The sequence below is a fragment of the Sphingobacterium sp. UBA7249 genome (assembly GCF_002472835.1).
GTDB lineage: Bacteria > Bacteroidota > Bacteroidia > Sphingobacteriales > Sphingobacteriaceae > Sphingobacterium > Sphingobacterium prati.
This window is the reverse complement of sequence record NZ_DKST01000024.1, coordinates 134227-151058: the sequence shown is the minus strand read 5'-3', so window position 1 is coordinate 151058 and position 16832 is coordinate 134227. Positions and strand designations below refer to the sequence as shown.

Annotated in this window: 15 protein-coding genes; 11 read left to right on the top strand and 4 right to left on the bottom strand. The window is 39.9% G+C overall.

Going from position 1 to position 16832, the window contains the following annotated elements:
• Positions 1-40: 40 nt before the first annotated feature.
• Positions 41-3310, top strand: a complete 3270-nt coding sequence (locus tag B4A24_RS16415) for a TonB-dependent receptor (protein ID WP_293946170.1) — start codon at positions 41-43, stop codon at positions 3308-3310.
• A 344-nt stretch (positions 3311-3654) separates the two neighbouring features.
• Here B4A24_RS16415 and B4A24_RS16410 read toward each other — a convergent pair whose 3' ends face one another.
• The 3 genes from B4A24_RS16410 to B4A24_RS16400 all read right to left on the bottom strand — a co-directional run bounded on the left by B4A24_RS16410 (position 3655) and on the right by B4A24_RS16400 (position 7349).
• Positions 3655-4167 carry a hypothetical protein gene (locus B4A24_RS16410; protein ID WP_293946169.1) on the bottom strand — a complete coding sequence of 171 codons (513 nt, stop codon included), beginning with the start codon at positions 4165-4167 and terminating at the stop codon, positions 3655-3657.
• Between the two features lie 302 nt (positions 4168-4469).
• Positions 4470-5324, bottom strand: coding sequence for a helix-turn-helix domain-containing protein (locus B4A24_RS16405; RefSeq protein WP_293946168.1), 855 nt, complete (start codon positions 5322-5324; stop codon positions 4470-4472).
• 144 nt (positions 5325-5468) lie between these two features.
• Positions 5469-7349, bottom strand: a complete 1881-nt coding sequence (locus tag B4A24_RS16400) for a glycoside hydrolase family 2 protein (RefSeq protein WP_293946167.1) — start codon at positions 7347-7349, stop codon at positions 5469-5471.
• Positions 7350-7816: 467 nt separating this feature from the next.
• Here B4A24_RS16400 and B4A24_RS16395 point away from each other — a divergent pair, with 467 nt between their 5' ends.
• Positions 7817-8452 carry a carbonic anhydrase family protein gene (locus tag B4A24_RS16395; RefSeq protein WP_293946166.1) on the top strand — a complete coding sequence of 212 codons (636 nt, stop codon included), beginning with the start codon at positions 7817-7819 and terminating at the stop codon, positions 8450-8452.
• 259 nt (positions 8453-8711) lie between these two features.
• Here B4A24_RS16395 and B4A24_RS16390 read toward each other — a convergent pair whose 3' ends face one another.
• A complete protein-coding gene (locus B4A24_RS16390) occupies positions 8712-9089 on the bottom strand; it encodes a winged helix-turn-helix transcriptional regulator (RefSeq protein WP_293946165.1) in 378 nt (125 codons plus the stop codon).
• Between the two features lie 110 nt (positions 9090-9199).
• Here B4A24_RS16390 and B4A24_RS16385 point away from each other — a divergent pair, with 110 nt between their 5' ends.
• The 9 genes from B4A24_RS16385 to B4A24_RS16345 all read left to right on the top strand — a co-directional run bounded on the left by B4A24_RS16385 (position 9200) and on the right by B4A24_RS16345 (position 16816).
• A complete protein-coding gene (locus B4A24_RS16385) occupies positions 9200-9802 on the top strand; it encodes an FMN-dependent NADH-azoreductase (RefSeq protein ID WP_293946164.1) in 603 nt (200 codons plus the stop codon).
• 308 nt (positions 9803-10110) lie between these two features.
• Entirely contained in the window at positions 10111-11037 is a 927-nt protein-coding gene (locus B4A24_RS16380) for a sensor histidine kinase (RefSeq protein WP_293946163.1), read from the top strand.
• Complete coding sequence (locus tag B4A24_RS16375; RefSeq protein WP_293946162.1) at positions 11034-11789, top strand: LytR/AlgR family response regulator transcription factor; 756 nt, start codon at positions 11034-11036, stop codon at positions 11787-11789. Before B4A24_RS16380 ends, B4A24_RS16375 begins: the two co-directional genes overlap by 4 nt.
• 139 nt (positions 11790-11928) lie before the next feature.
• Positions 11929-12549: a porin family protein gene (locus tag B4A24_RS16370; protein WP_293946161.1), complete on the top strand. Its 621-nt coding sequence runs from the start codon at positions 11929-11931 to the stop codon at positions 12547-12549.
• Positions 12550-12792: 243 nt separating this feature from the next.
• Positions 12793-13719 carry a DUF6268 family outer membrane beta-barrel protein gene (locus tag B4A24_RS16365; RefSeq protein ID WP_293946160.1) on the top strand — a complete coding sequence of 309 codons (927 nt, stop codon included), beginning with the start codon at positions 12793-12795 and terminating at the stop codon, positions 13717-13719.
• Positions 13716-14591, top strand: a complete 876-nt coding sequence (locus B4A24_RS16360; protein WP_293946159.1) for a lysophospholipid acyltransferase family protein — start codon at positions 13716-13718, stop codon at positions 14589-14591. Before B4A24_RS16365 ends, B4A24_RS16360 begins: the two co-directional genes overlap by 4 nt.
• A gap of 70 nt (positions 14592-14661) precedes the next feature.
• On the top strand, positions 14662-15048 hold the full coding sequence (locus B4A24_RS16355) for a hypothetical protein (RefSeq protein WP_293946158.1): 387 nt from the start codon (positions 14662-14664) through the stop codon (positions 15046-15048).
• Between the two features lie 61 nt (positions 15049-15109).
• Positions 15110-16195, top strand: coding sequence for a DUF6695 family protein (locus B4A24_RS16350; protein ID WP_293946157.1), 1086 nt, complete (start codon positions 15110-15112; stop codon positions 16193-16195).
• 276 nt (positions 16196-16471) lie between these two features.
• Positions 16472-16816, top strand: coding sequence for a hypothetical protein (locus tag B4A24_RS16345; protein WP_293946156.1), 345 nt, complete (start codon positions 16472-16474; stop codon positions 16814-16816).
• Positions 16817-16832 lie beyond the last annotated feature (16 nt).

The following is a 16832-nucleotide window of genomic DNA, read 5'->3' as shown; positions in this document are numbered from 1 at the left end:
CTGGAATAAAAAATAGTGAGCCCAAAAGAAAAATAACGAAATGACAACGATATATTTAAAACGGTGGCGCGATCCGATTATGACGATCATATTCTTGCTGCTGAGCACGCTGTTTGCGACAGCGCAGGAAACATCCGGATCGCTAACGGGCCGGATAGTGAGTACCCATGGCCAAGCCATGGGCGGCGCAACGATTTTAGCGGTACATACCCCTTCTGGCACACGCTATGCCATTTCTGCCGATGCTGATGGCCGGTATACCATCAACAACATGCGCATCGGTGGACCATACAGCGTAACGGTCTCTACAGTCGGTATGCAACAGACTATCCGATCGGATATCTATATCCGCTTAGGCGGTGCACAGCTACTCGATTTTGTATTAGGCAATGATGCGCAAGCCTTGGAGGAGGTTACCGTCACAGCTCGTATGGCTGGTAAACATGCAGACACCTATGGCACAGGCAAGAACATCAACGCCCGGCAGGTACAGGGTATGCCTACAGTCAGCCGATCCCTTACAGATATAACGCGGCTTACACCACAGGGAAGTCGCGACAATAGTTTCGGAGGCACCAACTTTCGCTACAACAATGTCACAATTGATGGTGCTATCAACAACGATGCCATTGGATTCTCCCCATCATTAGGTGGACAGACGGGTACTTCGGGTATGACCGGGAGTTCTACGCGAACCAATCCGGTTTCGTTGGATGCCATACAGGATATGCAGGTATATCTAGCTCCTTATGACGTGAAAATTGGAAACTTTACTGGCGGATCAGTCAATGCTGTCACCCGTTCGGGCACTAATAAAGTGGAGGGTTCTGTCTATGGTTTTGGTCGCAATGCCAGCCTCATAGGAAAGGATCGTGTAGGCACGCTCGGCAAGATGAACAATGACTTTTATGACTATCAAGCTGGTTTCCGTATCGGATTTCCGATCATTAAGGATAAACTGTTCTTTTTTAGCAACGAAGAGTTGACCCGCCGCCAGGATCCTGCACAATTGGTGGTAGGCAGCAATGAAACCCTCCATATCCTGAGTCTAGAGGATGCAAACAATATCGCCGGCACTGTACAGAGCCGATACGGTAACATCTTTGATGCTGGTACCGCAGGATCGTACACCAACTGGTCCAAATCGGTCAAATTCTTCAATCGCCTAGACTGGAACATCAGTGATCGTCACCAACTGGCGATCCGTAACAATACCATCCACAGTTCGGCGACACATATGGACCGCGACCAACAGGATTTCCGATTTTCCGGTATGGCTTTTAAACAAACAAACAATCAGAGTTCTACCGTCGCCGAATTGAAAAGCCGTTTTTCTAACTCACTTTCAGGAAATGCGGTCGTCGGCTATACGCTGGTCAACGACAGCCGGGATCCATTGAGTGATCCAAGCTTACCGCAGGTACAGATTCAGGGACGGACCCCTGGGAGCACCATCTACATCGGGACGGACCGGGAGGCCAGCATCTTTGACATGCAGCAAAAGACCTGGGAGCTGACAGCCAACCTGAACTGGAATATCGGACGTCATAAATTGCTCTTTGGTACACACAACGAACTATACGGCATCCGCTATGGATTTGTAAATGCCTGGAATGGCCGGGTGGATTACAACAGCATTGAAGATTTTATCAGCAACACCCCCTATCGTGTACGCGGTAGCTACAACTACAGCAACAATACCAGGGATTATATTCTCGATAATCCAGCTGCAGACTTTAACGTAAACATGTATAGCTTGTATATACAGGATGAGATCCGCCTTAGTGAACGGTTGCGGATCACACCGGGATTGCGTGCTGACTTGGCACATCTACCAACTATGCCCACATTAAGCGCGAAGGTAAGTGATATCTGGGCAGATCCGAATTTCGGAACGACTTATAGCTATACCCCATTGAATCGCATCAAAAATGATTTCCTGAACCGTATACAATTGTCACCACGTGTGGGCTTCCGCTGGGAAGCTACCGAAGACCGTCGTCTGGTACTACGCGGAGGTGCTGGGCTCTTTACCGGCCGCATTCCCTTTGCATGGCTGGCCTATGCCTATTATAATACGGGCGACAGCTATGGCGCATTTGACCAACGTGCCGATCAAAAAGCTTTCACACCGGGTTCGGACGCTATTAAACCTAGCCCAAATGGACTGGCGGAATTTATTGGGCAGAATGGAGCAATCGTTAATAATCCCAATAGTGGAAAAACACAAGTGGACCTGGTGGACAATGGCTTTACCTTGCCACAGGTACTCCGTGCCAGCTTGGGTGTAGATTTTGAAACGACAGATAACTGGAAGTTTACGATAGAGGGCATGTACACCCGCAACATCAGTGACGTTACCTTTCAGCAACTGAACACCAAAGATAATCCATTCTGGTATGGATATGACAGAAGTAAACAGCAGCCTGTATACGCCGGTACAGTAGACAACCGTTTTTCCAATGTGTACCTCCTGTCCAATACTAGTCAGGGGTACCGCTACAGCATTACCGGGACTATCGCCAAAAACTACAAGGATCTGAACGCTACGGCAAGCTATACCTTTGGACAGTCAAAAGATGTCTCAAATGGTGTTCGGAACTCCATGGAATCCAACTGGCAGTTGAACCAATCATTGATTCCGAATGATCCCAAACTTGCATACAGCAACTTTGACATCCGCCACCGGATAGTAAGCAACTTTAGCTATACACACAAATGGAAATCGGCAGGCCGTACGAATATCAACCTTTTCTTTTCGGCGCAGTCTGGATCGCCCTTTACCTATGGAATCGTGAATGGCAACATACAAGGGCTTCCGCAACAGGTATCGTTGGTATATATACCGACACAAGGGGAAGCTATAAACTATTTCAAGGATGTGGAGGGTGGTCTGACAGCTCAGCAACAAGCTCAAGCCTTCAACGCTTTCATTGATGGCAACGAATACCTGTCATCAAGACGTGGGGATTTTACCGAGCGGAATACCGGCCGCACCCCATGGAACATACAGGCTGACCTGAGGCTGGCACATGACTTACCTGCTAGGAAGAGTGGGCAGTTTCTAACAATTTCGGCAGACATCGTAAACCTAACAAACTTGCTTTCAAAGGAATGGGGTGTACAATACTTCTCACCAAATACGTTCAATTCAACCAGTTCGGTGGGATTGACCCCGACACTGTTCCCGCCACAGCAGCATACGGGCAACTGGCCGATATTCACTTTTAGTGATCCTGGTAGCCCTTATAGTATTGATTATTTCAATTCGAGAGCACAGGTCCAATTGGGAATTAGATATACATTTTAGAAATTAACATTGAATTTGCTAAGCTACAAAACACTTGGCAGTACAATACTTGGGTCGGCCCTATAAGATCGGTCCAGGTATTGTCATATTAAATCGTTAAACAATGGACATTGTTAAAATTACAATAGCGTAGCAAACAATGGCTCTATTATACGGTCCCGTTTCCACTCAATGTTCTCATATTATTCACTGTTCGGATCGGGTTTTAAGGACATCTTCGCACAACGGATAACCTCAATGGAAAGACATTCGTATTCGACAAGCACTAAAAATGACTAAGTTGTAACTAAAAGCCACTTGATTCCACAAGCGGCTTTTAGTTCTTCTAATAGTATACATTTCAGCTAATATTGTTCAAGATAAGTGGTAGAAACTAACCTATTCATCTTTCTTTGTTTAAGGAACTGAAAAATAGATCCGATGATAAAAAGTACAAAAAGAATCAGGAGTGTTTGCGCGATTATTGGATCTTTGCTATCGCTGGCCAAAGGATCTGCAATCGGGACACGGGTAAAGGTCTCATTCACTGTCGGTACAAGTGATAGAAAAAAACTAAATGATAGTAAGAAGTTTTCAAAATATCTCGCTTTGAGACTAGCCTTTTTGCGCGAAAAAAGAAAATATGCCATCGCAACCAAAAGAATGATAAAGAGTGAAAACACATGCCCAGCATTGAAACCTCCATGCTTTGAAATACCCAAAGCCGATAGTGAGGTGACAATGGTTGCATAAAAATATATCCTTCCAGACAAGGTGGCGAGACTGATTTTGCCATATCTGATAAATCCTGCTACTGCAGCTACAATCGCTAAAATACCGAGGATGGTATGAAAGATTCCTACACTTGATAAACTCATTTTTTTACAATTTAATAATACACCAATGAATAAAGCGGCTTTGCCTAAACCGCACTGTCCCCACCATGCCATTCCTCTCTCCAAAATATAGTGAGAAATAATGCCCTGGAAGGAACACTACAAATTTGCATTGGAAAGATTAAAGAGATTTGGGGATTTGGTTCAACTATTTAAGATTTTGGCTCAAAAAACTTTACGCGGTCGCTGGAAATGCGCAGCTAAAAAATATTGAAAAGCGCACTACCTACTGCTGATGTGCCCAATCAGCTATGGTATGACATGCTTTTTAATTACCTATCGGTTTATACTCCTTTCTGCTCTTGCCTGTAAGCGGTAGGGCTAACATGATATTTATCGCCAAAGCTTTTAGTAAAAGTGGCCAGGTCATTAAAACCACAATCAAAGGCAATATCACTGACACGTTTATCTGTTATTGCGAGCAACTCGGCAGCTTTTTCCAATTTTTTGGTTCGGATATAACTGCCGGGGCTATCGTTATATAATTTTGCGAATTCACGTTTGAAAGATGATACGCTAAGATTATTTAGCTCAGCCAATTGATCAATCGTTAGCTGGGAAAATAAATTTGCTTCAATAACTTGCTTAAATGAATAGCTCATTGGCGAAAATAACTGTGACAAAATCGATTGAATTGCTTCAGCGTTCTGGGACTGTGCCAGCAATAAGATGATTTCTTTCAATTTAAGCACCAATATATCTTCATTTACAAGCGCAGGGTTTTCAAAATAGAAGAGCAACCCTTCTATATACTTTTGGATCAGAAAATCATTGCTTATTTTTTCATTTGATTTATTTGAAATAAGCTGCTTAGGCTTTTGAAACAGTGTAGGCAGTTCGCGATCATAGATCTGCTTCAGGATATCTGGATAAAAGGTAACGATAATGACCTGACAGCCTTGTCCCGGTTTAGCATTGTGGATTTGGTTTCCAGAACCGATGCAATTGAGCAGTAAAGCATAATCCGTAGGAAAGTTAATTTGTTCATCGTTTCGTTGATAACGAAACTCTCCTTCTAAAACATATAGAAAACAGGCTTGCTCAGCAACCGGGAAGTCATACCTAAAGGGTGCAGACAGATCAATTTTCTGGATCAAGGGTTTACCAAACAGTTCGTATTTTTTATAATCATTCAGCATCGTCGTAAATTTACGGATTAATTCTGATCCATGCGGATTGGATCAAGTTGCTAGGCTCACGGCCGATTCAAATCGTTTCTGATCCTTTCAATTGACAAAAATAGAATCAAGAGATGCCCATTACAGCACTCTTGACTCCAATTTCTATTCCACTGGATATTCTCTCAAGATTGAACTTATTTTCTTCTTTTTGTCGATATTTTCGCTGCTCTTGATAATTTCCTCGTTTATCCATTTGATTTTATTCAAATCCATTTTTTCGACCTTGCGATCATAAGTGACCAGCCCATTGATTTCATGCTCCACATCTGAAGTCTGCGTATAAATAGCCGAGCTTAACCCCCTGTAAATCATACGCTGCTCAATTTCATTGAGCAAGTAAATATAAGTATCTGTCAATACATCCTTATTGATCAATATTTCGTAGGCATTATTAGGTACAGGCCATAAGTGATTGCGCACAAAAAGACCTTTCCCTCCAAATTCACCTAAAGATGCGGCGCGGTGTGCATCCGGTTTAGGGAAAGCTTTATCTTCCATTTTTCCGTAATGGTGCATGTCCACAAAATCACCATTACCAGGATCACCTTGTGCTGGCCTATAACCCGGTGCATAATTAAATCCCGAGTTGCCATTGACCAGCCTTGAGGGGTCATATTCCTTGGTCCATTGGGTGATATCCGGTACTTCAAAGGCGCCCCAGTTTTCATTGAAAGGCACCCAGGTAACAATAGAAGGCACACTGACCAGCTGATCCATCATCTGTTTGAGTTCAGTCCGGAACTGCTTACGTACAGCGACAGAATCGGTATCATCTGGATACCATAAGTTTGGCATATCCTGCCAGACCATTAATCCCAACCGATCGCAATGATAATACCAGCGCATGGGTTCGACTTTGATATGCTTACGGATGACATTAAAGCCAGCCCGTTTTGCAAGCTGGATGTCGTAAAGTAGAGCTTCCTCTGTGGGTGCTGTAAAAATTCCATCCGGCCAGTAGCCCTGGTCTAATAACCCAATCTGAAATTGGAACTTTCCATTTAACAAGGTTCTGTTTATACCGTCGACCTTCCCGATATTAATGGAGCGCATCGCGAAGTAAGAGTCTACCCGATCCACTGTTTGCCCGTCTCTATCTTTCAGTTCTACGTTCAGCTGGTATAGAAAAGGGTCGTCCGGGCTCCATAGATGGGGACTGCTGATCGGGAGAAAAAAAGTTTCATCAGCCTTTCCTTGTGCTTTAGCAACCTCCTGTTGTCCATCATTTGCCCTGGCAACAATCGTCAGGTTTTTATCTTGCGCGAAAGCTGTAATCTGTAATCTATTATTTTTTAGGTCGGGAATCAGCTTGAGCCGAGTTACATGCTTTTGCTCTACAGGTTCCATCCAGACCGTTTGCCAGATGCCCGAACTAAAGGTATAGTCTCCTTTATCACCATTCTTTCCAGAGGGCATTTTACCATCATTTGGATCATAGGCTCCCACGATGAGGCTGTTGTCGCCAGGTTTTAAAAAGTCCGAAATATCAAAACTAAATGCACTATATCCCCCCGTATGGTTACCCACCTTTCGACCATTGATATATACACGAGCATAGTGATCTACCGCACCAAAATGTAATAAGACACGTCGCCCCTTCCATGTCGGTGGTATCACAAGAGTTCGTCTATACCATAAGAATTTTTCGGCGCTTCGGGCAATTCCGGATAGTTCTGCTTCGGGAACAAAGGGTACCCGGATCTTTTCTGTCTTTGCAGGAAAAGCTGGCGGGGTATCGGCTGTTCTTGGATCTGTATGTGTATTGCCACCAATATAGTCCCATATCCCATTGAGGTTTTGCCACTCAGTGCGCTTCATCTGTGGACGAGGATATTCGGGGAGTGGTATTTCTGCTTTCAAAGCATGCGCAGTCCAGGCTGTAGGAAGTGTAAAGTCTGCCAATGACTGTGCTTTTAAAACATGAGGAAATAACCATGACATCAATGTCAACATTAACAGACTAAATTTTGTTGGGTTTATCATTCGGTTTAGTTTTAATCAGGTTTATTTGACACAACGCAGCATGAAAATAAAGCCCAAAATCGGCACTATTTTTCTGCTGAATCGCGCTTCGTTTTATTCGGTTCGGATTTAAAGCTGTAATTTAAAACTTTTCCACCCATTTAAAACGAAAATAACACAAATAATACAGAAATAACAAAAGCTAAAACGTTAATTCAAAATCAGACTATGAATTCCTTAAAGAAGCGCAAAAAGCGGATAAAAACACTGACCGCGACGCATATGTTTAATATTGAATCTAAGGGCTAGGGATGCTTAATCAGTCGTCTTGATGGACTAATGTAGTGAACACAAACTTATACTGGAAAAACAATATTGATCTCGTGTATGAGCTCTGCCGGTACAAATATTGAGCTAACTGGAATTCATAGTCGTGTGGATAATTAGCAAAATAATTATATCTTTAATACTCCAAATTTTTAAATTTTATGAAGGCACATACGTACGAAACACAATCAACTATTACTCCTCAAAAAGCATTAGACTTCTTAAAAGAAGGCAATCAACGCTTTGTCAATAATCTAAAGGCAAACCGGGATCTTCTCGAACAGGTAAATGCTACCCGTGAAGGTCAGTGGCCATTTGCCGTAGTATTAAGCTGTATAGATAGCCGCACTTCTGCTGAACTTATATTTGACCAAGGGCTGGGTGATATTTTCAGTATCAGGATTGCCGGAAATTTTGTCAATCAGGATATTCTTGGTTCAATGGAGTTTGGTTGCAACGTCGCTGGCTCCAAACTCATTGTCGTATTAGGCCACACCAAATGTGGTGCATTGAAAGGAGGATTAGATGCTGCACAAATCGAAGGATTGGGAATGGACAACTTGAACCATTTAATTAACCATTTTGATCCCATTATCAATGAAGTAATAGATGAAAACGAAGAACGCTCATCTAAAAATAGCGTATTGCTGGAGAAATTAAATCAACAGAATATTAAACACGCTATTAAAGATATTCGCAAGCAAAGTTCAACACTTCGGAAGCTTGAAGAAGAAGGTAAGATTAAGATCGTTGGTGCAAATTATGATGTCGAAACAGGCAGCGTAAATTGGTTGTAGAGTTATTTCAGAAAATGCTATTAACGCCGTTTTAACAATTAAAATCTGATAATTTGTTCAAAGATAACCTACGTCACGGGGTAGGTATGTATCATGCTAAAAATATAAAAAAAGCCGCTTGGTAAGTATTCGAGCGGCTCCAATTTTTATTTAAAATGTATTGAAGCAGTTGGGTTTCGTACCAATAAATTCACAAGCTTTACTTGGTTAAAGGTATGAGTTTCAAAAAAAGTCTTTCAAGTAAATAAATGGAGATAACTTAAAACGCTTCTTCCCGAATATTTTGTTTGTGCATTTTTCCCCAATCCGAAAGTGCCACAATGACGTTTTTTAGCGTTCTGCTGTAATCGGTAGAAATATATTCTACTACCACAGGTGTTTGATCAGCATGTACAACTCTTTTCACAAAACCATTCAATTCAAGGTCTTTCAACTCGTTAGAAAGCACTCGTGCCGAAATTCCCCGAATATTTCTCTGAAGCTCATTAAATCTAATATTTCCGCTTTCCTGTAGAACAATAATAATTTTTAATTTCCATTTTCCGCCTATAACATAAATTGCATCTTCGACAGAGGAGAGATTTTCGGAACATTTTTCAGCCGTTATTGGCTCTTCTAAATCCATTGTATTTTCCATGAGATTCGACTTTAAACTAACCAAAAGGTTACTACTAACCTTTTGATTACTACTAACTTTTAATAAGCGAATATACATAATTTTGCCAAAGAAATTTTAATAAAGAAAAAATGAAAAATATACTTCACATTATTTCAAGTCCAAGAGCAGAGACTTCCGCAAGTAGAAAGTTAGGGAATGCAGTTATTCAAAAAATTCAAGAAAAGTATTCCGATAGCATTGTAAAAGAACGTGATCTTACAAAAAGTAAAGTTCCACTATTGGAAGAGGTACATATAAATACCTTTTTTACACCTGCTGAAAATCATTCTGAGGAACAACAATCGATCAGCAAATATTCGGAAGATCTGATTTCCGAATTAAAGGAAGCTGATATTATCGTTATTGATTCTCCAATGTACAATTTTTCAGTTCCTGCAACTCTGAGAGCCTATTTCGATTTTACTTCAAGAGCGGGATATACCTTTAAATATGATGAAAATGGACCAAAAGGTTTGCTAACCGACAAGAAACTCTATGTTGCTTTTACTTCTGGAAATATCTATTCAGAAGGACCATATCAGCTATACGACTCTAATATTCCTTACATCAAAAATATCTTTGGGTTTTATGGTATTTCAGACATCAGTGTTTTCCGCGCTGAAGGGCTTTCAATCCCCGGAATTATGGAAACATCATTGGAAAAAGCAATCAACAATATCGCCATTGATTAATGCAATGATTTGATAGAAAATTAATCCTTGTCATTCAAAATTTGACAAGGATTTTTTATACGCCAGAGCTAGCTCACTAAATTCCCGATGTTTCAACGGATTAGGCTCTCTAGGAAGAAGACGTTAAATTCATCCCCTAAATTATAAACTTCATCGGAAAACCGAAGTTATTCTCAAAAAATATTACATGGAAACTTTATTTTTGAAGAATGGTTCAAATAAAAAGAATAAATGTAAAAAGACTCGTTATCTTTTTCTTCTCAACACTGATATATGCTTTGTGCCAAATGCTTTTCAGCATTATTTTAATGAAAGAAGATTTATGGAATAATTTCCATAAACAATTATCGGCTCATTATGTGGTAATCTTTGCGATGTGTATAGCAGATTACCGTTTATTGTTGATTTTGAACAAATATCTACCTTATTCCAAAAATATATTTTTGCGTATTGTGGCAGACATTTTAGGTATAACCTTAATATGCCTGATATTACTATGGATTTTCAATTTTTTGATATACGATGTATTTCTTGTTCCTAGGGACGGATTACCTTCCTTTTCCGTCAAATTTGCGTTTGCGATGGCCGCAAATATCCCTATTTTGTTGGTATTCGAATTAATTCATTACTTCCAATCCGAGCAAAAAGCCATCGCGGATTCCGAGAAAGTCAAACGTCAAGTTCTACTGTTCCAACATGAAACGCTAAGGTCACAGATAAATCCTCATTTTCTGTTTAATTCCCTAAATGTACTGTCTTCATTGATATATATAAATCAGGAAAATGCCAACAAGTTTACCAAAGCGCTATCTAAAACTTATCGATATGTACTATCTCTTACGCAACAGCCGGTGGTGTCTATTGCGGAAGAATTGCTCGCTTTGGATTCGTATATATTCCTGATGAGAATGAGGTTTGAAAATGCTTTTACTTTTACAGTAAATAAAATAGCGTTCAGTGAACAAAACAAAATTATACCGCTTACTCTTCAACTATTGATAGAGAACGCATTCAAGCACAATATCGCAACCGAAGAGTCAACATTGAATATTACAATTAATATTGATAACGATTATATTACGGTCGAAAACAATATCCAGCCGTCAGGCAGTACTGACAAAGGCGGGATCGGATTAAGATATATTACCAAACAATATAAAATCCATGCTAAAGAAGTAAAGGTAGAGCATGCCGAACACATGTTTATTGTAAAAATCCCTTATATACATTCATGAATTACCTGATAGTAGAAGACGAGCGTTTTGCATACGAGGAACTGAGACGTATGATGATAAAATTACGTCCAGATTATATCTTGGAAAAGCAAACTAAAACGGTGGTAGATACCATCGGATTTCTCAAAGAATCTAATGTTGATTTGATTCTTATGGATATCCGCCTCGCAGACGGCAACTGCTTCGAAATATTTAACCATGTAGAAATTACTATACCAGTTATATTTACGACAGCTTATGATGAACATGCCATCAAAGCGTTTAAACTTAACAGTATCGATTACTTATTAAAACCATTTGATGAGAATGAATTAGAGACTGCATTAACCAAATTTGAGAACATTTTTCATAACTCCCCTTTTAAAAACAATACGAATAATTTTGAGCAACTGCTGTCATTTAAAACCAAAAATCGTTTCCTAATATCCAAAGGAGAAAACTATCATTATATAGAAACCAAGGATATTGCTCACTTCTATAGTGAAGATGGGGTCGTATTCCTGCATACATTCAACGATAGACGATATATCATTAATTATACATTAGACCAATTGGAGCAGCAGGTTGATAGCCGTTTGTTTTTCCGTGTATCACGTAATTGCATAGGGAACGTAAAAGCCATTGAAAATGTCGCAAAATACTTTAACAGCCGACTGAAACTTTCCTTTTCGCCGGAATGCCCACATGAGGTTTTGGTGAGCCGTGTACGCGTACCGGACTTTCTAAAATGGATGGATGGCATCCTGCAATAACTTGTTGCAGAAAAATCTATCCTTCGGATATTGCATTTCATTTATTGGATTCTAAAGCCTATCGTTTACACATTCCATACATGCACCGTTCATCGTTCTTTTGTTCAGAATTAAAAAATAACTTCAAAACTTTAGAACAATGAAAAAGAACGTATTTACATTTTTTATCGGATTAGGCGCATTGATTTTCTCCGCTCAATTATCAGCACAAGACAACCCTGTATCAATCGGTTTCAAAGCCGGAACAAGCCTTTCCAAATATCGGCTAAGTGGTAATATGGAAGGATTCAATAGTAAAATGAACATAGGCGGTTCGGTCGGCGGTTTCATTAAATATGATCTAAGTCCAAATTTTGCGCTGCAATCGGGTGTCGATCTGTATTACAGAACCTCTAAGCTGGAGACTATAACAGATAAAACATCTAATAAAATTAAATCTTTCGGCGTGGAAATTCCACTATACGGAATTGTACAGGGCGAAATAGGGAGCGGAAAAGCCTTTATAGGAGCTGGTCCGTATATCGGCTATGGAATCATGACGAAGTCTGATGGTGTCAGCCTATTCAAAAATAGCAGCGCAATAAACAGACCAGCTATGAACCGCTTTGATTATGGTCTGGGTGCTATTATCGGTTATGACTTTGATAAAAATTGGCAAATAAATGCAAGTTATCAATTCGGGCTGGCAGATTTGCACAAAGCCAAAGGAGGCGCGATGAAAAACAATGGTGCATCCCTGGGATTAGCCTATAAATTTTAAGAATCAGAAATCTACTAGAAACAGATTACGTACCGAGGTTCAGAAGCATACCAAAAGCATAACACCTGATGCCCGGTGCGTAATAGCTGCTTACATTGGTGCACTTAAGAATTTATTCCATTCTTTCTATACGCAATTTCATCCTGTAGATTCTGAAATCCATGGTTAATAGCTTTCAGTATTACCTCTTTCATCATTCTTTTGTTCGAAAGACAAAGCAAGTATAAATATAATTTTAAAATCGTGAAGTCAATAATATTATTCTTAGCAACATTAGCTATGCTGTTATCGCTAGAATCAAACGCACAGCAGGTGTCCTTCAGGACAGAGTACATTGGAAATTCGGGCTACTATTATTTACCTCCTGGCGAGAAACCGAGAGAAAAAATTGGTAATGCAAAGGGCTCAGCCATGATCTATCAGGGAATGTTCAGTATGCCCTTATCCATGAAATTGAATGAGAACAATCGTCCGACAGCTTGGGGAATTGGTTTTGGAGGTGCATATGTCTCCTTGAAAAACCGAAACTTTTCGCAACCCATGGTGTCTGAAATTATGAATTTACAGTTGGGCGTTTATCATTTACGCCCCTTAAACGACAGGTGGTCTATGCGGGCAAGTGCAGGAATGGGCATTTTTTCTCCTACTACCGATTTTTCCAAAATTACTTTTAAAAATATGCTCGCAAGTGGCGGCCTTGTTTTTATCCGTCATCTGAATCCGAATCTGGATATTGGCGGAGGTGCGGCGATCAATAGTTCTCTGGGGTATCCTATGATATTCCCCGCAGTTTATGTTAAATGGAAGCTCCAAGGGAAATACGATGTAAATGTTGAAGTGATCGAGGGACTCGAGTTATCCGCAGGTTATCAGTTCAACGAGAAACTCAGACTGGCATATGCACTTGAGATGAATGGGCAGGTTGCCCTTCTGCAAAAGGACGGTAAAGATGTGATATTTTCCCATCAATATATTGTTACTGGATTCCGCCCCGAAGTAAAAGTTGGGACGAAAGGGGTAACACTTACTGGCATGGCAGGCCTAAACCTGTACCGCCCCGCTACTTACAGCGACAGAACTTTGAAAGGGGTATTTGCAGGTGATAATGACTATCATTTTTCGGTCTCTCCCTATGCGTCCATTGGTGTAAAAATAAATTTTAACCAATGAAAATGAAGCAAGCCTTACAGACTGTTGCATATAGAGGTATATATATAGTTATCTATGCCATGAGTTTGTTACCAATCGGATTTCTATATGCAACGGCTTCTTTTACTTTTTTCATTGTTTATCACTTTATTGGGTATAGGAAAGCGGTAGTACTCCAAAATATTGCACGTTCATTTCCCGAAAAACGATATGGAGAAGTACACGCTATCGCAAAAAAGTTTTATGCTTGCTTTTTCTCCTATTTTGCTGAAATTATAAAAAGTATCTCTGCTCCAGCAAAGGAGCTTGATCAAAAAATAACATTTGAGAATCTAGCGTTGGTAGATCAGTATATAAACTCGGACCGAAACGTTATTGCCTGTTTAGGACATTGTGGCAATTGGGAAATATTAAATTTCATGCCATACAAAATACGCCAGCAAATCTACGCCATTTACAGACCCCTTAGGTCTGTAACGATGGACAGATTGATGATTAAACTAAGGTCACGTTTTGGTGTGAAGCTATTAGCTGATCACACAGCAGTGCGCCATATTCTATCCAAAAACTCAGCCCCAGCTGTTTATCTTTTTCTTGCAGACCAAAGTCCGCGCACAAAAGATGAAAATTATAAATTTACCTTTTTGAATCAGCAAACATATTTTTTTTCAGGTCTGGAGAAATTGGCTCGCAAAGGGAGTACCTCAGTTATCTATCTGCATATTACACAGCTATCAAAAGGAAACTACAAAATTGCTTGCATTCCGATATGCTCTCATGCAGAACTTACGGCAGAAGGCGAAATAACCCAAAAGTACGTCGATCTACTAACAGAAAATATTAGGGAAGAACCGTACGGTTGGCTGTGGACACATAAACGGTGGAAACGATGACAATTTTTCTTAAAGCAGTTTTCGAGGACTGGCTTTGAAATGTGGTGTGTAGTTTTAAAAGTATTTGAAAATGAAATATTTATTGATTAATGATAAAAATCAGCAAAAACAAGCTTTAATCGACAATATTGCAGAGTTTTTATGGAACAATGGAAATGAGATATATGTTCGTGCCGATTTGGATAAAAATGAGGATTATCGAGTTATTAAGAGTCAATATGATTGTATAGTGTACTTAATTTTTAGGGATGATTCGATAGAATCTTTTTTCCCTAATGCAGATACTGAAGCGAGAAACAGCCTTAATAAAAAATTTGTACTGATTTTCTCAAAAAACGGTGTATACTGCAATGCCCTGCCCTTTCCGCATAAAATTTTTCATTTTGACGGGTTGAACCAACATGAGCTGACACGTTTTTTCCTTTGGTGCGAAAACTTAAAACTATTTATCACATAGTGACTGAACACAACTTACCAAAATTCCTATTACCGTAAACTCAAATTTTAAGATAAGTTCCATGTACTCAAATATAACCTACAACGATATAGCCATTATTTTAACATGGCCAAATGCCACAATTCGTGGAGACGAAAAATGGATGATGTTTTTTAAAAAAATCGGCATTGTAAAGAATTTAAATTTTAAAGTCGGTCACACTGGTATCGTTTTAATTAAACGGGAAACCGGTGAAATGCTTTATTACGACTTTGGACGTTATATCACACCTCGGGGATACGGACGTGCACGATCCAAATTTTCTGACCCTCACTTAGACATCAATCTAAAGGTAACGTTTGAAAACGAACACATTGCTAACCTTGACGAAATTGTCGAACAGTTTGAAGCATTGAAATCTGTCTTTAATGGAGCGGGTATTCTTTACTTCTCTATCGCACGTGACATTAACTTTATGCTCGCCAAAACTTATGGTGACGACTGTGTACGTCAAGGGAGTTACCCATATGGTGCAATATCACATAGTAATAATAATTGTTCACGCTTTATTGCCCGTATGCTGAGACGCGCGTCTATACGATACAATTGGAGTCACAGCATCAATTTTCCTGAAACAATTAAAGCAAGCCCAATTAGCAATGTGGTTAATGTAGTGCCTGACCGGATGATATATTCTTATTCAGAGGAGCAAGGTTTAAAACGTTTTAAAATGAATCGTTTGCAGTCCCTAGGATTTCTATTGAAGAATCTGGGAGATAGTGTAAAACTAAAAAAAGCAAAGCTTCTGCCCAATGATAAAAGCATTGGCTCAATGAGCTTTTTTTATAAACCTACTACTGTACCTCATGATGCACAATATCTCGGCGGTGTGGGTGATGGGGCTTGGTTTTGTATACGACCCGCATACAAGGATAAATGCGTCATCAAAAGGTTTACCTCAAATGGGGAATTGGAGTACGCTGTATTAGGTAAAATAAGCCAACCGATCGAACTATCTCAACCGTTTGAAATTTCGTATGATAGCAACTTACTTTTTACTCATGTCAAGCAAAGCGGATGTAAAATTCGTATTAATCACGTACAACGGCTTCCTATCGAACGTTTGTCTAGGCTAAAAGAATTTATTCTTAAAAAGGTCGAAGGGTGAAATGTCCGACGACTGTCTTCAATGGAATAAGGTGCAGCTGTTTACTATCGTCGATCTTATGCTTACATTTTTTTCTCATCTCGAATTCGAGACGAGAGTACATATGCTCCTATTCAAGCATATATACCAGCCCCAAAATTAAGATATGTTTATATCCAAAAAACACAATACTTAGTCAGCTATTTATTTCAAGTATAAAATGGCTCGTATTGCGTAGTTAATCAGTTAACTGTAATAGGCTTAGTGAAGTTCTTTATATAAAAAGATTTGTAGACTATGAACAAAAACCAAATAACGCAAGATCCGCATCAAGGTACGCAGATCATTGCATTCGCGATTGTATCACAAACGGGCCCGGAGAATCTTCCGAACGATATACCAAATAGTCCAGAAGAAGAATTTCCCGAAAACGAACCCGATGAAGCTCCCGAAATGCCTGATCAGGATGATTTAGGCTTTGACGAAGAGGTAGGAATTGAGGGCGAAAATGCATTTCCAGAAATTGATGAACAGGAAATTGACGATCAAGAAATTGGCGAACAGGAAGAAGCGAATGACGCAGAGGGACTTCCAGCCCAGCTTCAGGCACCGCCCTCAGACTTAGATGAAACAACTATCTAGATCGAACATCGCATTA